Raw genomic sequence first — 17,014 nt, forward strand, 5'->3', positions numbered from 1 at the left:
TAACCCCGTAACACTACGGGGTTTTTTTTTATAGATGACTTAATCTTGTTTTTTTAGGAGATTATCGGCCGCATAACTGTTATAATTGGTATAAGATAATAGTACGGCAAACAAGAATGTATGAATCAATTGCGATGGAATAGCTCCCCAGTCCTCGACCATGCTTGAGCCAAAAATCAGTAATATCATGGCAATAGCACCTGTAATTAACGCCTGCCGCGTAAAAAGCCCTATCAGTAGTAATACGCCTATTGCTAGTTCAAGCACGGGTAGTACATAACTGAACGGAACAACGAGTGCATTTGGTAAAAAAGATTTATCAAACTTTTCTACCATCCAGTTACTAAAAACAGCAAGTTTCGGTACCCGTACCAAGCCATGCCCGAACATACTCATGCCTACGGCTAAACGAAGTAAAACAAACGTAATAGAGTTTTGAATCATAAGTGTAAGTGTTTGTGAGAATCAAGCCTTAATTTACAAAAGAATATAGCAAAATCAACTATGGCTATCAGTTCAATAGTCAATAACCATAGTTTGATTGGTTTTCAGGTATTATTTAAAGCGTTATAACAATTTTACCCCGTGTAGAACCCGTAGCTATTTGTTGATGTGCTTTTTGTATGTCGTTGAAGGAATAGACTGCTGAAACATGAGATTTTACAACGCCTTGCTCCAGTAAAGACGCAATTTTGCGCATGGCTTCGCCGTCTGAGTCAACCATAAAGAACATACCTTTGATTCCTTTCTGGCGGGCTTTTTCAACAATACCTTCCGAGGTGTTTGAAGGAAGTGTAATAACAATACCTCCTTTTTTCACAACTTCAAACGAACGTTCGATGTTATCGCCACCTACGGCATCCAGCACTACATCTAACTCATTCACTACTTCTTCAAAGGGTTGGGCTTTGTAGTCGATATGCTCGTCGGCACCGAGGCTCAACACAAAATCTTTATTAGCTGCCGACGAAGTGCCAATTACATAAGCACCAAAGTGCTTGGCCATTTGTACGGCGTAATGCCCTACACCTCCGGCGGCAGCGTGTACTAACAGGCGTTGGCCTGCTTGTATTTGTGCGTGTGTTTCGAGAGCCTTCCAAGCCGTAAGTGCCGCTAGGGTAGCTGCTGCTGCTTCCTGATGTGAAATGTTCTGAGGTTTTATGGCCAGTTGTGTAGCCGGTGCTGCCACATATTCGGCATAGGCTTTTCCGTGACCGGGGAAATTCACCATGCCAAAAACTTCATCACCTTCTTTGAAATCAGTTACTTTACTGCCCACCTGAGTAATTACCCCTGAGATGTCCCAGCCAAGTATAATCGGGCTTTCGGTTTTTAATCTGGCGGCTAGGGCTTTCCCTGAACGTGTTTTCATATCAACAGGGTTTATGCTAATGGCTTTTACCTGAACTAACACTTCATTATCATTAATAATAGGCGTAGGAACCTCTTCAACTATCAGGTTTTCAACGTCTCCGAATTCTTTTAATACAATTGCTTTCATTTTTATCTTGATTTTTATGCTGCAAAATTATGACAGTTGCCCAATAAGATTCTTGTATAAATATGGGTTTATCTTGTAAATTTGCAGGTATGCAAATTAGGAATTTATATGAACCTTTTGAGGTAGAATACCTCGAAACCTGCGAGTGCCCTGTAATGGCACATAAACATAATTTTTTTGAACTGGTATATATCATTGACGGAACAGGCACACAATGTATTAACAAAAATAACTGGCCTTATGGCCCCGAAAAACTATTTTTATTAATGCCGCAGGATTGCCATTCTTTTAAAATAGAAAAAAGTACGAGGTTTTTCTTTATCAGGTTTAATGATGTATACATTAAAGAGCAAAGCAAGGAATGGATTAATAAACTGGAGTTTATTTTTCAGAACCATAACCGTTTGCCGGGCTGTATTTTAAAAAATAAAGCCGATAAGCCGCTGGTGAAATCTTTAATAGAGGCACTCATCCGTGAGTACGTGAATCAATATCCTTATCAGCGTGAACTTACCCAACAAATAGTAAATACCTTACTGACTATTGTGGCTCGTAACATTACATTTACTACGCCTGAAATTACTAAAAATACCGAGAGCAAAGATTTAAGTATGCTAAGCTACATACATAAAAATATTTATACTCCTGAACTACTAAGAGCCGAAGAAATGGCCGCACATTTTAATATTTCGCCTACTTATGTAAGTGAATATTTTAAGAAACTTACAGGCGAAAGTATGCAGCAATATATTATGAATTATAAACTGAAACTGGTTGAAACACGCTTGCAATACAGTGATATGCGCATGAACGAAATAGCCTTTGAACTTAACTTTACCGACGAAAGCCACTTAACCAGAACATTCAAAAAATATAAGGGTATGAGTCCGTCGGAGTTCAGAAAGAATAAAGCAGCTCTTGTTTCCGGCTAATTGATTAACGTTTTTTCTGTAACCACCTATTAATACAATGCCCTGCCCAGGCGGTTCCGGCACCAATAACAGCCCCTGCCAGCACATCGGTAGGATAATGCACACCAAGATGCAACCGCGAATAGGCTACCGTACCAGCCCATAAATAGGCAGGAACTACCACATACCATTTTTTTACGCTCAGGCTCAACGAAGTTGCCGCCGAAAAAGCCGCGGTGGTGTGCCCTGACGGGAACGAAGGGTCAGTTTCTACAATAGGAGGATGTATAAAAGTATAGGTTGCGGCAGGCCGTGGGCGGTCAACAATTTTTTTTAATCCGTATGAAATACCAAGCGAGGTAATGAGGGCTATTCCAGAGCTAAGCCCTTGTCTTTGTAAGGTTATATCCTTTTTTATTAATCCTGCGGCCAATAACCCTACCGGAACAGCCGCGCTAACAGGGTAGGTGTAATGGCTGAAATTTTCAAATAGGGGGTCGAGATGCGTATTACGGTTAGAATGTATGTTTTTTAGTAAGTTTATGTCAGGGTTTTGAGCAAAAACGGGTAAAGAAAACAGGAAAACAAAAATCAGACTTAGGCATGATTTCATACGTGCGTGAATTTAGGATTGAATAATTATTCGTTCTTGCTTGAGTAAGTGCAGGTCTTCTTCCAGATGAAGTGCCGAAATTTCGTTATCGAAACTGTCTTTATAGGCTTCTTTTAATTGTTTACGCTTCAGTGCTTCCAGACATCGACGAATATCTTCTTTCGATTCCAGCACCAATGCCGGCACCTCGGTAGGTTTGCCTGAATCGTCTTTGGCTACCATCGTGAAATAAGAGGTATTGGTATGCTTGGTTTCTCCTGTTTTTACGTTTTCTGAAACTACCCTTATGCCCACAACCAATGAACTGCGCCCTACATGGTTAACCGATGCGTGTAAAGAAACCAGTTCGCCTACTTCGATAGGTTGAAGAAAGTTAACACCATCTACTGAAACAGTTACTACATAAGTGCCGGCGTGTTTGGAAGCACAGGCATAAGCCACTTTATCCATTAATGAAAGCAGGATGCCCCCATGTATTTTTCCGCCAAAATTAGCATACGACGGAATCATTAGTTCGGTTATGGTTGTACGTGAGTGAGAAACAGGTTTTGACTTAGATATATTTGTCATGCTACTTAATTAGTATAGAAGCTGTAAATATAGGTAATTTTAATGGCAACTTGCCAATACATTGCCATAACTGGTACCTGCATGTATACATAAAAACCTGATATGCCTGTAAATGTAAAAACGCCACGATAATCTTGTATCATGGCGTTTAACAATAAACCCTAACCCATAAAAATCAATATTATGAAACTATTGATATTTGCATTATTTTAATAAAACTATTGCAATTAGTATGCCAGTTTTATTTCTGAAATTATTTTTTTGTAAAAAAAACTAGAAAAAAATAATTTACTTTTTTTAAGATACTGGCTAAATAAGTGCCAAGCAGGCACACTTTAGCCAGTATAATGATACTTAGTGTCTAGAATAAGAAACAGTAAAGTTTAGGAAAACACAATTGTTTATTCACACAATGAGAATTGTCATTTTTGTATTTTTTCGAGATTTTTCATTTTCTCTTCTAATGCTTCAATTCTTTTATTTGCCTCAATTAAATATAAGGTCAGTTCTTCAACTTTTTCCATTAATTTGGCACTGGTGGCTGTTAAATCAAGCCCGTTTTTTGCTACTTCTTCAGCCGATGGCACGTTTGGCAAATGGTGATTATATTTAACAAATTTCTCTACGTCTTTCAGAGGCATAAGATTGTAGCCATCCTGAAAAACATAGTCGGCCCATAGCCCTGAGTTTGCTACCGCTACTCTTACACGCTCAGTCAGGATTCCTCCTTTTACATACAGGCTAAAGCCATCAGGGAAAGAGTTAATACCTGTACCAATTACTACTTTGCTATTGTTTGCGCTGTGCAAACGGCCATCGATGGTATCCCATTGGCCAGAAGGCCCTCCACCTACGGCATCATTCACAAGAATCACATTGCCGTAATCATCTACCGATAACACTTTGCCGTAGCTATTACCTGCTGCTGAAGCTGCTTTCAGTTTCACGAACTGCAAACCGCTTTTGTCATCTTCATTACTATTAATATAAATACCACCCGTTGTGTTACTATTTACAATTCCTGTGCCATTATCAATTGTTTTCCATAAAGAACTACCATTACCGCCACCAATAACATTTGATGTTGGGGTGTTTACCAGAATAACTCTACCTGTGGCATCAACCGAAAGTACCTTTTGCGAAGTAACCGAAGTAGGGGAGTCGCTGGTTAGTTTTGGTAAAATCAGGCCATTGTTTATGTACACATTGCCTGTATTTTTATTGGAAATGTTGTTGTCATTAACTGTCCATTGTGAGTTTTCGTTAGAAGGAATAATTGGTACACCACCATTAGTACTTACTCCTACCGAGTCTCTTACCAGAATCAGATTACCGTTATCGTCTAACGAAAGCACTTTTCCGTTTGATTTTGAAGCTGGCGAAGATGCTCTCAACTGTGAAAAACTAAGCCCGCCGGTTTCTATTTTAATGCCGTTTTTGGCCGTAAGTCCGTTATTAATCGTAACTACACCCGTATTGGAGTTACTTAAAGCAGTACCACTAAGTGCCCACGCATTGCTACCTGTACCTCCTGACGTGCCGTCAACATTAGCCAGAATTACGTTTCCGTCGGTGTCAACGGTCAGGAATTTCTGACTTACAGAGGTAACCATGCTTTGGCTTGTAAGTTGTGGTAAAGTTAAACCATTATTGATATAAACCCTGCCAGCATTATTGTTCGAGATGGTAGAGCCATTAATGCTCCATGATGAAGGCCCCGAACCCACGCCAACCGAGTCACGTACGAGTAGTAAGTTACCGAAGTCATCGACGGTAAGCACTTTTCCGTAAGGTGTATAGGCTCTATTATATGCTGTGAGGTCTTGTAGTTGTACACCACCTCTCAGAATCACTTTACCGCTTGTATTGGTGTTTGAAATATTGTTATCGGTTTCGTTCCAGAAGCCACTGATAGCCGACGGTTGCCCTGTATTTGGAATAGAATTAGTGGTTACCCCCACCGAATCTTTTACCAGTACCAGTAAGCCGTTCTCATCAACCGAAAGTACCTTCAGGTTTGATTTACCTGCAGCCGAAGTAGAACGCAAATTTTTGAAACGAATATTGCCTACAATTACATCGCCGTTATTATTATTTTCGATTGAGTTTCCTTTGGCTGTCCAGTAATTAGGTATACTTGTGGTGATACCACCACCTAAACCAATAGAGTCTCTGACAAGAATTACCTGACCTCTGTCATCAACCGACAACACTTTCATATTTGGTCGGCCAGCCGGAGAGGCACTTGTCATGTTAAGAAGCTGTAAGCCACTCACATTAGCTGCTCTACTATTAATAGTAAGGGCACTTTCAGGCTGTTTTGTATTAATACCTATATATCCTTTCAGGAAATCCCCATAAAGCAGAGGGCCATTCTGGTTGCCATTATCAATATAGAGTTTATTACTGCCTACTTCGTTGGCTCCAGCTCTATTTCCTATAAACAGGTTGCCGTCACCAATTGAACGTTGACCAGCTTGTGAGCCAATTGCTACGTTTTGTGAGCCAATACTATTATAAAAGAGCGAACTTGTTCCAACGGCTACGTTGTCGCTACCTGTGGTGTTATTAGGTAATGACTGATACCCCACCGCTACGTTGTTTAAACCTGTATTGAATTCATGTAAGGCATAAGCCCCAATCGCAACAGAGTTAAAGCCCGAACTACGGTAACCGGCTCTGTATCCGAAATAAGTATTGCCATAACGATAATCAATAAAACCAGACCTCAGGTTGTTGACCCTGAATGCCAGCGAACTGGTGTCGGTAGTACCTACAAAATGTATGTCAGAGCTTAGTCCTGTGTTTCCGGTCAGGCCCCAAGAGCCCTCATCGTTAGCTGCCGCTCTGAGCGACTGCCCCATAACGTTGGCTGCTAAGCTTTGCCATTTACTGCCATCGAAAAAATAAAATCCCGCAAGGAAATCCGTCTGATAAATCATTAATCCGGTGGCCGGATTCGGAATGTTACCCCGCTGGGCTAAAGTCATGCGCGGAATGAGTAAACCTTTAGTTGTAGATGTAAGATCTAATAGTGCTGACCTGTCAGGTTTCGTGGTTCCGATCCCAACATTTTCAGGGTTTGTGGTTTGCGCCATTATAGGGAGAGCACCTAAGAGTAGAAACATGAGCTTTCCGATGAAAACACAATGTTTCTTTGATAGTAAATTTAATCCTGACATTTTGTAAAAGTTAATTATAGCTAACTTATTTTTCATGTAGCTAGTGGTTTGGCCACTAATAATTTTACTTAAATCAGATTCAAATAGTATGCCAAAAATATAACATACGTAACTTTTAGCTTAAGATGTTGATTATCAGAGTGTTGTCTTTTATTTGATAGGTGTATTCAAAGGCTCGTGCAGCAAAACTGTTTTTATAGAAATTAATTTTTCCTTTTGGAAAAGATTTATTATGATTTTTAAGGTGGTTTTATTCAAAAATTTCTTAAAATAATTATATAATAAAATATTGTTTTGATAAAATTACTTTTGGCAGAATAATCATTAAATACTAATAACAATTAAAATTTGGGAGAAGTAAATAAAACTAATTACTTTTGCGATATAACAGCAAGACCTTATTAAACATATACTTTAATTCTAAGCCAAAAAAGTACCTATATTAAAATGAAACGAATTGCAGTTTTTACCTCTGGTGGCGATGCCCCGGGCATGAATGCTTGTATCAGAGCAGTAGTGAGAGGAGCTATTTATCATGGACTAGAGGTATATGGTATCAGGAGAGGATATAGCGGCATGATTGCCGGCGATATATTCCCTATGAGCTCACAGTCAGTTAGTAATATTGTGCAAAGAGGCGGTACTACCCTTAAATCGGCACGTAGTAAAGAATTTATGACCCCCGAAGGAAGAAAAAAAGCCTACGAAAACCTCATGAATGCAGGTATTGAAGGCTTGGTGGCGATTGGCGGAAACGGGACATTTACAGGAGCAGAAGTTTTCTATAATGAATATGAGATTCCGACCGTGGGTTGTCCGGGTACCATTGATAACGATTTATATGGAACTGACTATACTATCGGATTTGATACCGCAGTAAATACCGCGCTGGAGGCTATTGATAAAATACGTGATACGGCTGACTCGCACGACCGTGTGTTTTTTATAGAAGTTATGGGCCGTGACTCAGGCTATATTGCCATACAGTCGGGGATTGGTGGCGGGGCCGAAATCGTGATGGTGCCAGAAACCCATACGCCTATTAAGAAAGTAGTAAGCACACTGAAAGATGGCTGGACTCGCTCGAAGTCATCATCGATTGTAGTAGTAGCCGAAGGTGACGAAGAAGGCCATGCCGCCGAAATAGCAGACAAAATAAAAGAACAGGTGGCCGATAAGCTGGATATACGAGTAACTACTCTGGGGCATATTCAGAGGGGAGGTACACCAACAGCTTATGACCGTATTTTAGCAAGCCGCTTGGGTGTAGGAGCCGTAGAGGGCCTCATAAAAGGTTATAAAAATGTAATGGCAGGTATTGTTAATAATGAAATGGTGTACACACCATTTATTGACACCATTAAAAAACCTAAGCCAATTCATGATGATTTGCTAAGAATGGTTCATATCCTAAGCCTATAATATTGTATCGAACAAGCGCCTTGACCCTATGTTTGTACTGACCGAACACAGCTCTATTGCCAATCATTTTCTGGCAGAACTACGTCATAAAGAAACCCAGCAGGATGCCATGAGATTTCGGCGGAATATGGAGCGGCTTGGTGAAGTGTTTGCCTATGAAATTTCAAAAACACTGGCCTATCAGAATCGTGATGTGGTTACACAATTAGGCGCAAAAATTACCCAGCAGGTTTCTCAACAAGTAGTGTTGGTTACTATTCTTAGGGCAGGGTTACCGCTGCATCAGGGCTTATTAAATTACTTTGATAAAGCTGAAAACGCTTTTATCGGGGCATATCGTGGCAAGCACGATGAAAAAGAGTCGTTCGAAATAGAAATGGACTACATTACCAGCCCCGATATTCAGGATAAGATTTTAATTATCAGCGACCCCATGCTTGCCACCGGAAAATCAATCGAAAAAGCGTATCATGCCATGTTACGTTATGGTATTCCGGCAAAAACACACATTGTGTCGGCAATTGCTAGCCGCAGGGGAGTCCGTTTCATAATGGCGCGCCTGCCTCAGTGCCGCCTCTGGATAGGAGATATTGACGAAGACTTAAATAACAAATCTTATATAGTGCCCGGTCTGGGCGATGCCGGAGACCTAGCCTTCGGTGGGAAAGTCTGAGGCTTTATTTCAGCCTTTCAAGTGTAGCTCTCAATCGGTACTGCAAAACTACTTTTTTGCCAGAAACATTCTCAAGCAGAGGTTTCAGTACAATTTCGGCGTTCTTCTTTGTTTGTTCTAAAATCCCCATTTCAAGGGCAGATTCTTTAATTTTGCTTTCGGCACGGGTATAGGCTTCGTTCAGAAGTGCCTGCTCGTTCATAAAAGCATATTGAGTATCATAAATTTTTGAGTGCTTGTGGTCGATGCTATAATGGCAAAGCTCAGGGTCGGGGAGGTGTACCACCAGCGTGTCGTCTTTTGTAACAATATCTTCAGCCGTAATTTTGGTTAAGTCTATACAGCCTACGGCATTTCCTTGCACAATAAGGATAGCTTTCGGATTAGGCAAATAACTGACCGAGAGTTCCTGTTCTACTACATCACGAAAAGTAAAATTGGCTAGCTCTACTTTGCCTAGAGTAGACATTTCTTTCAGTACAATATTATGGGTAGTTTTAATATCCTGAATCCTGAAAGGGTTCAAAAACTTGAGTTTTTCCCACAGAAAAATGGAAATAAAGGCAACAAACAGCAAGAGTAATAGATTGAATGGTCGACGAAACATCAGCTATACGTTTTAGTGTCAGTATCAAAATGTAATGTGAACATAACGGAAAACATAGCTTTTTAGTGAGTATTAACCACAGAGTTTTATTTCTTCGGCTCTTTGTCTTTCCGACCGAACAGCGAGAAATGAACATACCTTTTAGGGTTTGCTTTGAGGTCGGCCATTAAAGCCGCCAGATTCGCCGCTGTTTTGTCAAGATTTACATAAAGCGAATCGTCCTTTGCCAGTTTTCCGATGGTTCCTTTCCCCTGATTAATTTCTTTCAGAATACCCTGTAAACTAGTTACTGAAGTATTGAGTTTCGCCACTGTTTCGCCCAGACGCACGGCATTCAGGGAGTCGGCAAAGGTATTGGTTTTTTGTAGAATAGGCTTTATTTGTGAGTCAAGATTTGTTGTCAGCCCGTTCAGATTTGAAGTAAGCGTGGCCGCATTGGCTGTAATAGCAGACAAGTTTTTGGCATTCGATGCCACCACTGCATTTACACCTGTGGTTGCGTCATTCGCATTGCTTATTAATGCTTTCAGGGCAACGCCTGTCTGGTCAAATTGCTTTACAATGGTTGTAAGGGTAACAATTAATGAGTCGGCGTTTTTAAGTACCGGAGCTGCTTTCTCGCTTATACCACTCATCAGGCTGCCTTCTATCTCACTTTTTAAAGTTTCTTCATCTTTAAGAGGAGTCCCCGACTGAATCAGCATTTTTATCATTTTTCCTCCCAGAAGCCCATTGTCAGATAAAATAGCCACAGAGTTATCATTCACAACAATATCACGTTTGATAGCAAGTGTTACTTTCACACGGTTGCGCTCTTGGTCTGGTATTACTTCAACTACTCTGCCGATAGTTACACCATTATAAGTTACAGGGTTTGAACTCTGCAAACCTTCTACGTTTGAATAATAGGCATAGTATTCGTTTTCTGTACGGAAAACGTCCAGCCCTTTTAGAAAATTAAATCCAAGATAGAAAATTGCGAAAGTAATGATACCTAATAAGCCTACTTTTACCTCTTTTTTCATGCTAAAATTCGTGTGATATGGGTGAATTCAAGTGTTAAACCCTAAACGGAGACTATACGACTTAAATTTTTGCAAAAATACATTTCTGCATTCGTGTTTCAACGTTTAGGAGTTGATATTTATTTTTCTGCCTCTTCTTTATAAATTCTGATAGCCTTTACGATAGCCTCTGCTATTTTTTGCTGCCCTGCTTCTGTCGAAAGTATCTCTCTGTCAACCGAGTTGGTCAGGTATCCGGTTTCAATATAAATACCGGGCATGGTTGTTTCCCATAAAACCTGAAAGCCCGCCTGTTTGACTCCTCTGCTTTTTCGGCCCGACTTCTGAAACTGTTTTTCAACTTTTGAGGCAAGGTTGAGGCTTTGTTTCATAAACGCATTCTGATAATTGGCCATTTTAATATGGGCTAACGGAGAATCAGGGTCAAAATCATAATTTTTTTTGTAATTATCCTCCATCAGAATTACGGCGTTTTCCCGTTTGGCCAGTTCCAGATTCTCCTCAGTTTTGTGCAAACCCATGGTATACGTTTCTGAGCCATATATTTTCGATGAATACGGATTAGCATTCACATGGATACAAATAAACAAATCGGCTTTATTACGGTTGGCAATTTCACCACGTTCGTGCAAGGGAATAAAAACATCTTTCTTTCGGGTATAAACTACTTTTATGCCCAGTTCTTCTTCAATGAGTTTGCCTACTTTAAGCGTAATGCTAAGCGCGATGTTCTTCTCTTTAAGTTTCCCAAAACTCGTGCCAGGGTCCTTGCCACCATGTCCAGCATCGATGACTATCGTTTTAATTTTACTTTTTTGTGCATAGCCCGAGCCGAAAGCAAAAGTTAGAATAAATAAGACTTTAAGAAATTTTAACATGATTTTCTAATCAAACGTTCTGTCTATGCTATTATTAAGCTAATTTTGTGCCACGAGTTATCGTTGTTGTAGTAATAGAACGAATTTGTTTACAAAAGTACTATTTTTGAGGGTACTTAAAAAGCAGAAACTTTTTGTAAACCCGTTAGTTTGGTGTGAGGGAGGCATAAGTTTCCCGTTTTAATTTTAAATTTTAATCATCTTGAAGTTTTTTCACATAGTCTGTTGCTTTTTTATTAGTGTTTCAACCTTTGCGCAGTTTCCGTCGATTGACCCTCTCCGGCGCGCTGGCTCAGGAGGAAACACGGGCTTTGGACAACCGCTTCCTGAAACTACCAGAAAACCCCGTACATTCGGGAATAAGCTTTTTGCCGAAAAGAAAGATACTGTTCGGGTAATTATTCCTGATTCGCTGAAAAGTAAAGATAGCAGCCTGCAATCTACGGTCAAGTATTCAGCGCAGGACTCAACCGTTATGGATGTAGACGGCAAAACCGTGCATTTATACGGAAAGGCAAAAGTTACTTATAGCGATATCGAACTGGATGCCGATTATATAAGGCTAGATTGGGGGAAAAATGAAATTTTTGCGCATGGCTCGCCCGATACGACACGCCAGGGAGACAAAGTGAAAGGTAAGCCAATTTTTTCACAAGGAGGCGATAAGTATAACACCGATACCATCAGGTATAACTTTAAGTCAAGAAAAGCCATCATTAAAAATATTGTTACTCAGCAAGGCGAGGGTTTTGTGCAGGGGCAAAGGGTTAAAAAAGACCCAGAAGATAACCTTTATCTGATTGATGCTAAATATACTACCTGTAACCTCAAAGAACCACATTTTCATATTGCGGCCCGTAAAATCAAGCTGGTTAATAAAAAACAGGTTATATCAGGCCCATTTAATTTTGTACTGAGCGGCATACCGCTGCCAATTGGGCTACCGTTTGGCTTTTTTCCCGTCCCCAAGAAAAAAGAAATAGGTACTTCGGGCATTATTATGGGTAGTTATGGGGAAGAACCCCGCAATCGGGGTTTTTATTTTCGTGATTTTGGCTACTATTTTGCCATTAACGAGTACGTAGGAGCTAAGGTGCTAGCTCAAATTTACTCAAAAGGTAGTTTTGGCGTAGGTATTCAGTCGAGCTATTCAAAGCGTTATAAGTATTCGGGGAATATCAACTTTCAGTACAATTACAATAAGCCCGTAGCCGAAGTAGTTGACCCCACAACGGCCCAGTCGAGTACAAAGGATTTCAGTCTGGGCTGGACCCACTCGCCTGCCAACCGCCGTCCTGACCGTAGTTTTTCTGCATCGGTCAATCTAAGAAGCAATGGCTTTAACAGAAACAACGTAAATACAGCTGATGTAAGTAATTACCTGAGTAGTTCTTCTAACTCGTCAATTCAGGTTGGTAGAACTTTTGCCCAAAAGCTGGTAACCAGTGCCGGAATAAATATTTCGCAGAACTTCACAACCGGACAGATGGATGCTTCGGCCAATTATAGTATTGGTCTCAACCAGTTTAACCCATTTGTACCCGAAAAAAAACAGATAGGGCGTTGGTACGAGTCGTTTCGGGTTGGGTTAAATATAAATGGGGGGTATCAGGCCACTAACACCAAAGTAAACAGCATTACCAGTTATTCTGAATACAAAATTGTTCGCCAGAATCAGGATGGCTCTTATTCATCAATAGAAGCCAAACCTTTAACAAACGAAGAAATTAGGCTGCGTGATGCTAATCCGCTTACGCTTACACCCGAAGAAAGAGAAAAGCAAAAGGCTTTGCAGGAGCGTTTAAATAATGTAAGAAAAATAAATAGTTTGGGTGCATTGGGCAACATTCTGGCCGACGGGCAATTTCGTACTACTTATACTGTTCCCATTGCCTTACCTAACTTTAAAATTGCCCGCTACATTAATTTTACGCCAAGTGTTTCTTTACGAGGAGACATCTTTACACAGGCTTTGCAATATGAGTATATCAAGAGCGAAAACGCGGTGAAAATAGACACTGTCAAGGGCTTTTTCCCGACCTACCAGACCTCAATTTCGGGTAGCATGAACACGCGTGTGTATGGCACTTACCAATTTAAAGGAAAAGGTCGTTTACAAGCTATCAGGCATACATTGGCGCCCTCTATCAGTGTCAATTACGCTCCTGATTTTACAAGCAAGCTTTTTCAGTATAACGTTATACGGGTTGATAGAACCCTCGATACCCTTACAGGGGTAACTCATTCGGATACCCTGCGTAAACTTTTATCAAGATACCCTACATTGGGTGCTTCGGCGGGGGCTTCGGGTAGTATAGGCTTTAGCCTTACTAACCAATTGGAGGCTAAAATCCGATCCAAGTCAGATACAGCCGCCAAAGCGTTTGAAAAAATCTCATTGCTCGATAACTTCGGTTTAAGTACAAGTTATAACCTATTGGCTCTAGGAGATTCCATGAAGTTGTCTAACATCAACCTGACGGCTAATACAAACCTGTTTAAAAATCTGATAAATATTAACCTTTCAGGAAGCCTAGACCCATATTATTATCAGGAAGAGGCCACAAAAGACCTAAGAACTTTAAACCCCGCGGGGCGTATCAGGAAATTCTACAAAATAGCTCAATCAATGAAAAATGGCGAGCAGTTCAAACTGAAAAACCTTGCTACCTTACGTTCGGCTAATATTGCCATTGCAACACGGTTGTCGCCAGCTACTTTTGATAAAACGAAGGCAAAACCCCAGCAGACCAAATCGAACGACCCTGCAATGGAAGCCATGAAAAAATTTGTTGCCGCTAACCCTGAATTATATGTTGATTTCTCGATTCCGTGGACATTGAACCTGAGTTACAACCTGAACTATATTAAGCAGGGGCTGGCAAAGGCTCAAATTACCCAAGCCGTTACAGTACAGGGCGATTTCAGCCTTACTCCTAAATGGAAAATAGGTTTTAATACAGGTTGGGATTTCCAGTTCAAGGCTGCTACCTTAACAAATATTAGTGTGCACAGAGAACTTCATTGCTGGGATATGAGTTTCAACTGGACTCCTATTGCCGGAAATAACCTCCGCTCAAGCAACTATTCTTTCGACCTCCGTGTGAGAAGTTCTCTTTTGCAAGAGTTAAAACTAAGCCGCCGCCGCCAGTATTTCGGTACAGGTGGTTTCTGACGGATATAACAATTGTATCTATAAACGTGTTTTAAAGCCAGATGATACTGATTGCAGATAGTGGTTCGACCAAAACAGATTGGCGTATATTGCAAAATAACACGGTAGTCGGGCAAATCCAGACCGTAGGTTTTAACCCGTATTATCAGGACACCGACTCAATAGCCAATGAGCTAAAGCAAACCCTTTTGCCTTATTGTCAGGATGATATACATGAGGTATATTTTTATGGAACCGGTGTTACAAGCACAGAAAAAGCCGATATTATAGAAAAAGCCCTCAGGCAGGTTTTTGAGCGTTTGTGGTCTGTAAATATACAAAGCGATGTAGTAGGAGCAGCTAAAGCAGCCTGCGGGCATCACAAGGGCATAGCTTGTATTTTAGGAACAGGCTCTAATTCGTGTTATTTTGATGGTGAGAAAATAGCGTTTCAGGTGCCACCTCTAGGATTTTGGCTTGGTGATGAAGGCAGCGGCGGGCATTTGGGCAAATCGCTGGTGCTGAGCTACCTGCATAAAGAAATACCAATAGACCTCAGGCAATTATTTGAGGAAAAATATGGCGTGATGGACAGATTAACCATATTAGACAACGCGTATCAGAAGCCTTTTCCGAACAGATATTTTGCTTCGTTTTCGCGTTTTTTACACGAAAACCTGCAACACCAGTTTTGTCATAATTTAGTTGCCAATTGCTTTACACAGTTTTTCGATAAGTATATACTCAAGTACCCTATGTGTAGCGAAGCAGCACTTAACTTTGTTGGTTCGGTAGGTTTTTATTATGAAAATATTCTGAGAGAAGTAGCCAGTAGTAAAAATTTAATGGTCGGAAACGTCTTGGGAGCACCTATCAATGGGCTGGTAAAGTATCATAGTCATCACATCTAAACCATTATAATGTTATTATGCGTAACCCTAAACCTTTTCAATATCTTTTGCTGTCGATGTATATAGCGGGTATTATAGGGTTAAATATTCCTGAAACTGCCTCATTATTTCAGTTTTTAACACCCTTTAATCTTCTCACTTCCTTAGGGATTCTGTTATATTTTCATCGGGAATGGAATACCAATTTTATAGTTTTTTGTGTAATTGCTTTCATGACGGGCTATTTTATAGAGGTGGCAGGCGTAAAAACAGGAATGATTTTCGGTGAATATCAGTACAAAACTACGCTAGGAGTAAAAATGCTTGATGTGCCACCACTGATTGGTGTAAACTGGTTACTACTGGTTTATTGTGTAGGGAGTTCGTTTTGTCGGGTCACACAACCTATCTACATAAAAGTAATTTACGGAGCCCTATTACTAACGATGTTCGATTTTCTGGCCGAACCTATAGCCATCAGGCTTAATATGTGGTCTTGGAAAGAACAAATACCGCCTGTGCAGAATTATGTGGCTTGGTTTATTGTTTCGGCAGTTTTGTTAACATTATTTCATGGCCTTAAATTCAGAAAAGATAATTCTATTGCACTGTGGTTGTTAGTGCTGCAAATTTGCTTTTTTGGTATTCAGAGTTTTATTCATTGATTCTCAACTATTCAACACTACTGATAATGACTATTGACGCACACCAGCATTTCTGGTATTATGACTCAGAAAATTACGCTTGGATTGATGACTCCATGCGAGCCATTCAGAAAGATTTCCTGCCCGCCGATTTAGAGCCTATATTACAGAAAAATGGTTTTGATGGCTGTGTATTAGTACAGGTAAACCAGACAGAACAGGAAAACCATGATTTTTTAAAATTTGCCCAACTCTACGATTTCATAAAAGGAGTAGTAGGATGGGTTGATTTACGCGCCGAAAACCTTAATGAGCGTTTAGAATATTTTAAATCTTTTGCCAAACTTAAAGGTTTCAGGCACATTGTACAGGGCGAACCCGTAGGCTTTATGCAGCAGGAAAGCTTTGTAAGGGGTATCAGGCAATTGGTGAATTTTGATTATACCTACGATATTCTGATTTATCCCAAGCAATTGAAAGATGCCCTCTTTCTGGTCAGAGAATGCCCCGATAACAAATTTGTAATAGACCACATAGCCAAGCCCGATATTAAGCATAAAGAAATAAGCAAGTGGTCGAACTATATCAGGCAAATAGCTCAACACCCGAATGTTTTTTGTAAAATTTCGGGAATGGTAACAGAAGCCGATTGGTATAACTGGAAAAAAGAAGACTTTTATATTTATCTGGATTTGGTACTGGAGTTTTTTGGAACAGACAGAATCATGTATGGCTCAGACTGGCCAGTTTGTTTAGTAGCTGGTACGTATGAAGAGCAACTTTCGATTGTGCAGTCTTACTTTGAAAAACTCAGCATATCCGAAAAAGAGAACCTGTTTGGGGGCAACGCAACGCGTTTTTATGGCTTATCATGAACAAAATAACCGAAAAACTCTTTTTCTATATTTGTCTTTTGTAATTTTGGCTTTTGGTTTGTCTTTATC

At 40.2% G+C, this 17,014-nt stretch carries 15 protein-coding genes; 7 read left to right on the forward strand and 8 right to left on the reverse strand.

The features are described 5' to 3' along the window. Positions 1-39: 39 nt before the first annotated feature. Positions 40-444 (reverse strand): DoxX family protein, encoded by a 405-nt coding sequence (locus WAA15_RS17040; RefSeq protein ID WP_337044018.1) that lies wholly within the window; start codon positions 442-444, stop codon positions 40-42. 115 nt (positions 445-559) lie between these two features. Continuing rightward, on the reverse strand, positions 560-1,501 hold the full coding sequence (locus WAA15_RS17045) for an NADP-dependent oxidoreductase (protein WP_337044019.1): 942 nt from the start codon (positions 1,499-1,501) through the stop codon (positions 560-562). 89 nt (positions 1,502-1,590) lie between these two features. Between WAA15_RS17045 and WAA15_RS17050 the strand changes: the two genes are divergently transcribed. Further along, complete coding sequence (locus WAA15_RS17050; protein WP_337044020.1) at positions 1,591-2,433, forward strand: AraC family transcriptional regulator; 843 nt, start codon at positions 1,591-1,593, stop codon at positions 2,431-2,433. Positions 2,434-2,437: 4 nt separating this feature from the next. On the opposite strand, the gene WAA15_RS17055 is transcribed toward WAA15_RS17050, so the two are convergent. The 3 genes from WAA15_RS17055 to WAA15_RS17065 all read right to left on the reverse strand — a co-directional run bounded on the left by WAA15_RS17055 (position 2,438) and on the right by WAA15_RS17065 (position 6,723). After that, positions 2,438-3,025 (reverse strand): phosphatase PAP2 family protein, encoded by a 588-nt coding sequence (locus tag WAA15_RS17055; RefSeq protein WP_337044021.1) that lies wholly within the window; start codon positions 3,023-3,025, stop codon positions 2,438-2,440. 12 nt (positions 3,026-3,037) lie between these two features. Further along, entirely contained in the window at positions 3,038-3,595 is a 558-nt protein-coding gene (locus WAA15_RS17060) for an acyl-CoA thioesterase (protein ID WP_337044022.1), read from the reverse strand. Positions 3,596-4,017: 422 nt separating this feature from the next. After that, positions 4,018-6,723, reverse strand: coding sequence for a hypothetical protein (locus tag WAA15_RS17065; RefSeq protein ID WP_337044023.1), 2,706 nt, complete (start codon positions 6,721-6,723; stop codon positions 4,018-4,020). Between the two features lie 501 nt (positions 6,724-7,224). Here WAA15_RS17065 and pfkA point away from each other — a divergent pair. Together pfkA and upp are read left to right on the forward strand one after the other, a co-directional pair. Continuing rightward, on the forward strand, positions 7,225-8,199 hold the full coding sequence (gene pfkA, locus WAA15_RS17070) for a 6-phosphofructokinase (RefSeq protein WP_337044024.1): 975 nt from the start codon (positions 7,225-7,227) through the stop codon (positions 8,197-8,199). Positions 8,200-8,227: 28 nt separating this feature from the next. Then, entirely contained in the window at positions 8,228-8,872 is a 645-nt protein-coding gene (upp, locus tag WAA15_RS17075; RefSeq protein ID WP_337044025.1) for a uracil phosphoribosyltransferase, read from the forward strand. A 4-nt stretch (positions 8,873-8,876) separates the two neighbouring features. Here upp and WAA15_RS17080 read toward each other — a convergent pair whose 3' ends face one another. From WAA15_RS17080 to WAA15_RS17090, 3 genes are all read right to left on the reverse strand, one after another. Further along, complete coding sequence (locus tag WAA15_RS17080; protein ID WP_337044026.1) at positions 8,877-9,479, reverse strand: DUF4230 domain-containing protein; 603 nt, start codon at positions 9,477-9,479, stop codon at positions 8,877-8,879. An 86-nt stretch (positions 9,480-9,565) separates the two neighbouring features. Continuing rightward, entirely contained in the window at positions 9,566-10,504 is a 939-nt protein-coding gene (locus tag WAA15_RS17085; protein WP_337044027.1) for an MlaD family protein, read from the reverse strand. A gap of 119 nt (positions 10,505-10,623) precedes the next feature. After that, the gene (locus WAA15_RS17090) at positions 10,624-11,382 is read right to left on the reverse strand and encodes an N-acetylmuramoyl-L-alanine amidase family protein (RefSeq protein WP_337044029.1); all 759 of its coding nucleotides are present in this window, start codon (positions 11,380-11,382) and stop codon (positions 10,624-10,626) included. Between the two features lie 202 nt (positions 11,383-11,584). Between WAA15_RS17090 and WAA15_RS17095 the strand changes: the two genes are divergently transcribed. The 4 genes from WAA15_RS17095 to WAA15_RS17110 are packed head-to-tail and all read left to right on the forward strand — an operon-like array spanning position 11,585 to position 16,945. Next, the gene (locus WAA15_RS17095; RefSeq protein WP_337044030.1) at positions 11,585-14,557 is read left to right on the forward strand and encodes a putative LPS assembly protein LptD; all 2,973 of its coding nucleotides are present in this window, start codon (positions 11,585-11,587) and stop codon (positions 14,555-14,557) included. Between the two features lie 41 nt (positions 14,558-14,598). Next, positions 14,599-15,447, forward strand: a complete 849-nt coding sequence (locus tag WAA15_RS17100) for an N-acetylglucosamine kinase (protein ID WP_337044031.1) — start codon at positions 14,599-14,601, stop codon at positions 15,445-15,447. Between the two features lie 17 nt (positions 15,448-15,464). Next, positions 15,465-16,091 (forward strand): carotenoid biosynthesis protein, encoded by a 627-nt coding sequence (locus WAA15_RS17105; RefSeq protein WP_337044032.1) that lies wholly within the window; start codon positions 15,465-15,467, stop codon positions 16,089-16,091. A 26-nt stretch (positions 16,092-16,117) separates the two neighbouring features. After that, positions 16,118-16,945, forward strand: a complete 828-nt coding sequence (locus tag WAA15_RS17110; RefSeq protein WP_337044033.1) for an amidohydrolase family protein — start codon at positions 16,118-16,120, stop codon at positions 16,943-16,945. Positions 16,946-17,014 lie beyond the last annotated feature (69 nt).

This window comes from Emticicia sp. 17c (assembly GCF_037153985.1).
Lineage (GTDB): Bacteria > Bacteroidota > Bacteroidia > Cytophagales > Spirosomataceae > Emticicia.

What these genes read in the sequence shown, in the direction of transcription:
- pfkA (WP_337044024.1), top strand. Translation starts at nt 7,225, where the DNA reads ATGAAACGAATTGCAGTTTTTACCTCTGGTGGCGATGCCCCGGGCATG.
- WAA15_RS17060 (WP_337044022.1), bottom strand. Translation starts at nt 3,595, where the DNA reads ATGACAAATATATCTAAGTCAAAACCTGTTTCTCACTCACGTACAACC.
- WAA15_RS17055 (WP_337044021.1), bottom strand. Translation starts at nt 3,025, where the DNA reads ATGAAATCATGCCTAAGTCTGATTTTTGTTTTCCTGTTTTCTTTACCC.
- upp (WP_337044025.1), top strand. Translation starts at nt 8,228, where the DNA reads ATGTTTGTACTGACCGAACACAGCTCTATTGCCAATCATTTTCTGGCA.
- WAA15_RS17105 (WP_337044032.1), top strand. Translation starts at nt 15,465, where the DNA reads ATGCGTAACCCTAAACCTTTTCAATATCTTTTGCTGTCGATGTATATA.
- WAA15_RS17040 (WP_337044018.1), bottom strand. Translation starts at nt 444, where the DNA reads ATGATTCAAAACTCTATTACGTTTGTTTTACTTCGTTTAGCCGTAGGC.
- WAA15_RS17110 (WP_337044033.1), top strand. Translation starts at nt 16,118, where the DNA reads ATGACTATTGACGCACACCAGCATTTCTGGTATTATGACTCAGAAAAT.
- WAA15_RS17045 (WP_337044019.1), bottom strand. Translation starts at nt 1,501, where the DNA reads ATGAAAGCAATTGTATTAAAAGAATTCGGAGACGTTGAAAACCTGATA.
- WAA15_RS17050 (WP_337044020.1), top strand. Translation starts at nt 1,591, where the DNA reads ATGCAAATTAGGAATTTATATGAACCTTTTGAGGTAGAATACCTCGAA.
- WAA15_RS17100 (WP_337044031.1), top strand. Translation starts at nt 14,599, where the DNA reads ATGATACTGATTGCAGATAGTGGTTCGACCAAAACAGATTGGCGTATA.
- WAA15_RS17090 (WP_337044029.1), bottom strand. Translation starts at nt 11,382, where the DNA reads ATGTTAAAATTTCTTAAAGTCTTATTTATTCTAACTTTTGCTTTCGGC.
- WAA15_RS17085 (WP_337044027.1), bottom strand. Translation starts at nt 10,504, where the DNA reads ATGAAAAAAGAGGTAAAAGTAGGCTTATTAGGTATCATTACTTTCGCA.
- WAA15_RS17080 (WP_337044026.1), bottom strand. Translation starts at nt 9,479, where the DNA reads ATGTTTCGTCGACCATTCAATCTATTACTCTTGCTGTTTGTTGCCTTT.
- WAA15_RS17065 (WP_337044023.1), bottom strand. Translation starts at nt 6,723, where the DNA reads ATGTTTCTACTCTTAGGTGCTCTCCCTATAATGGCGCAAACCACAAAC.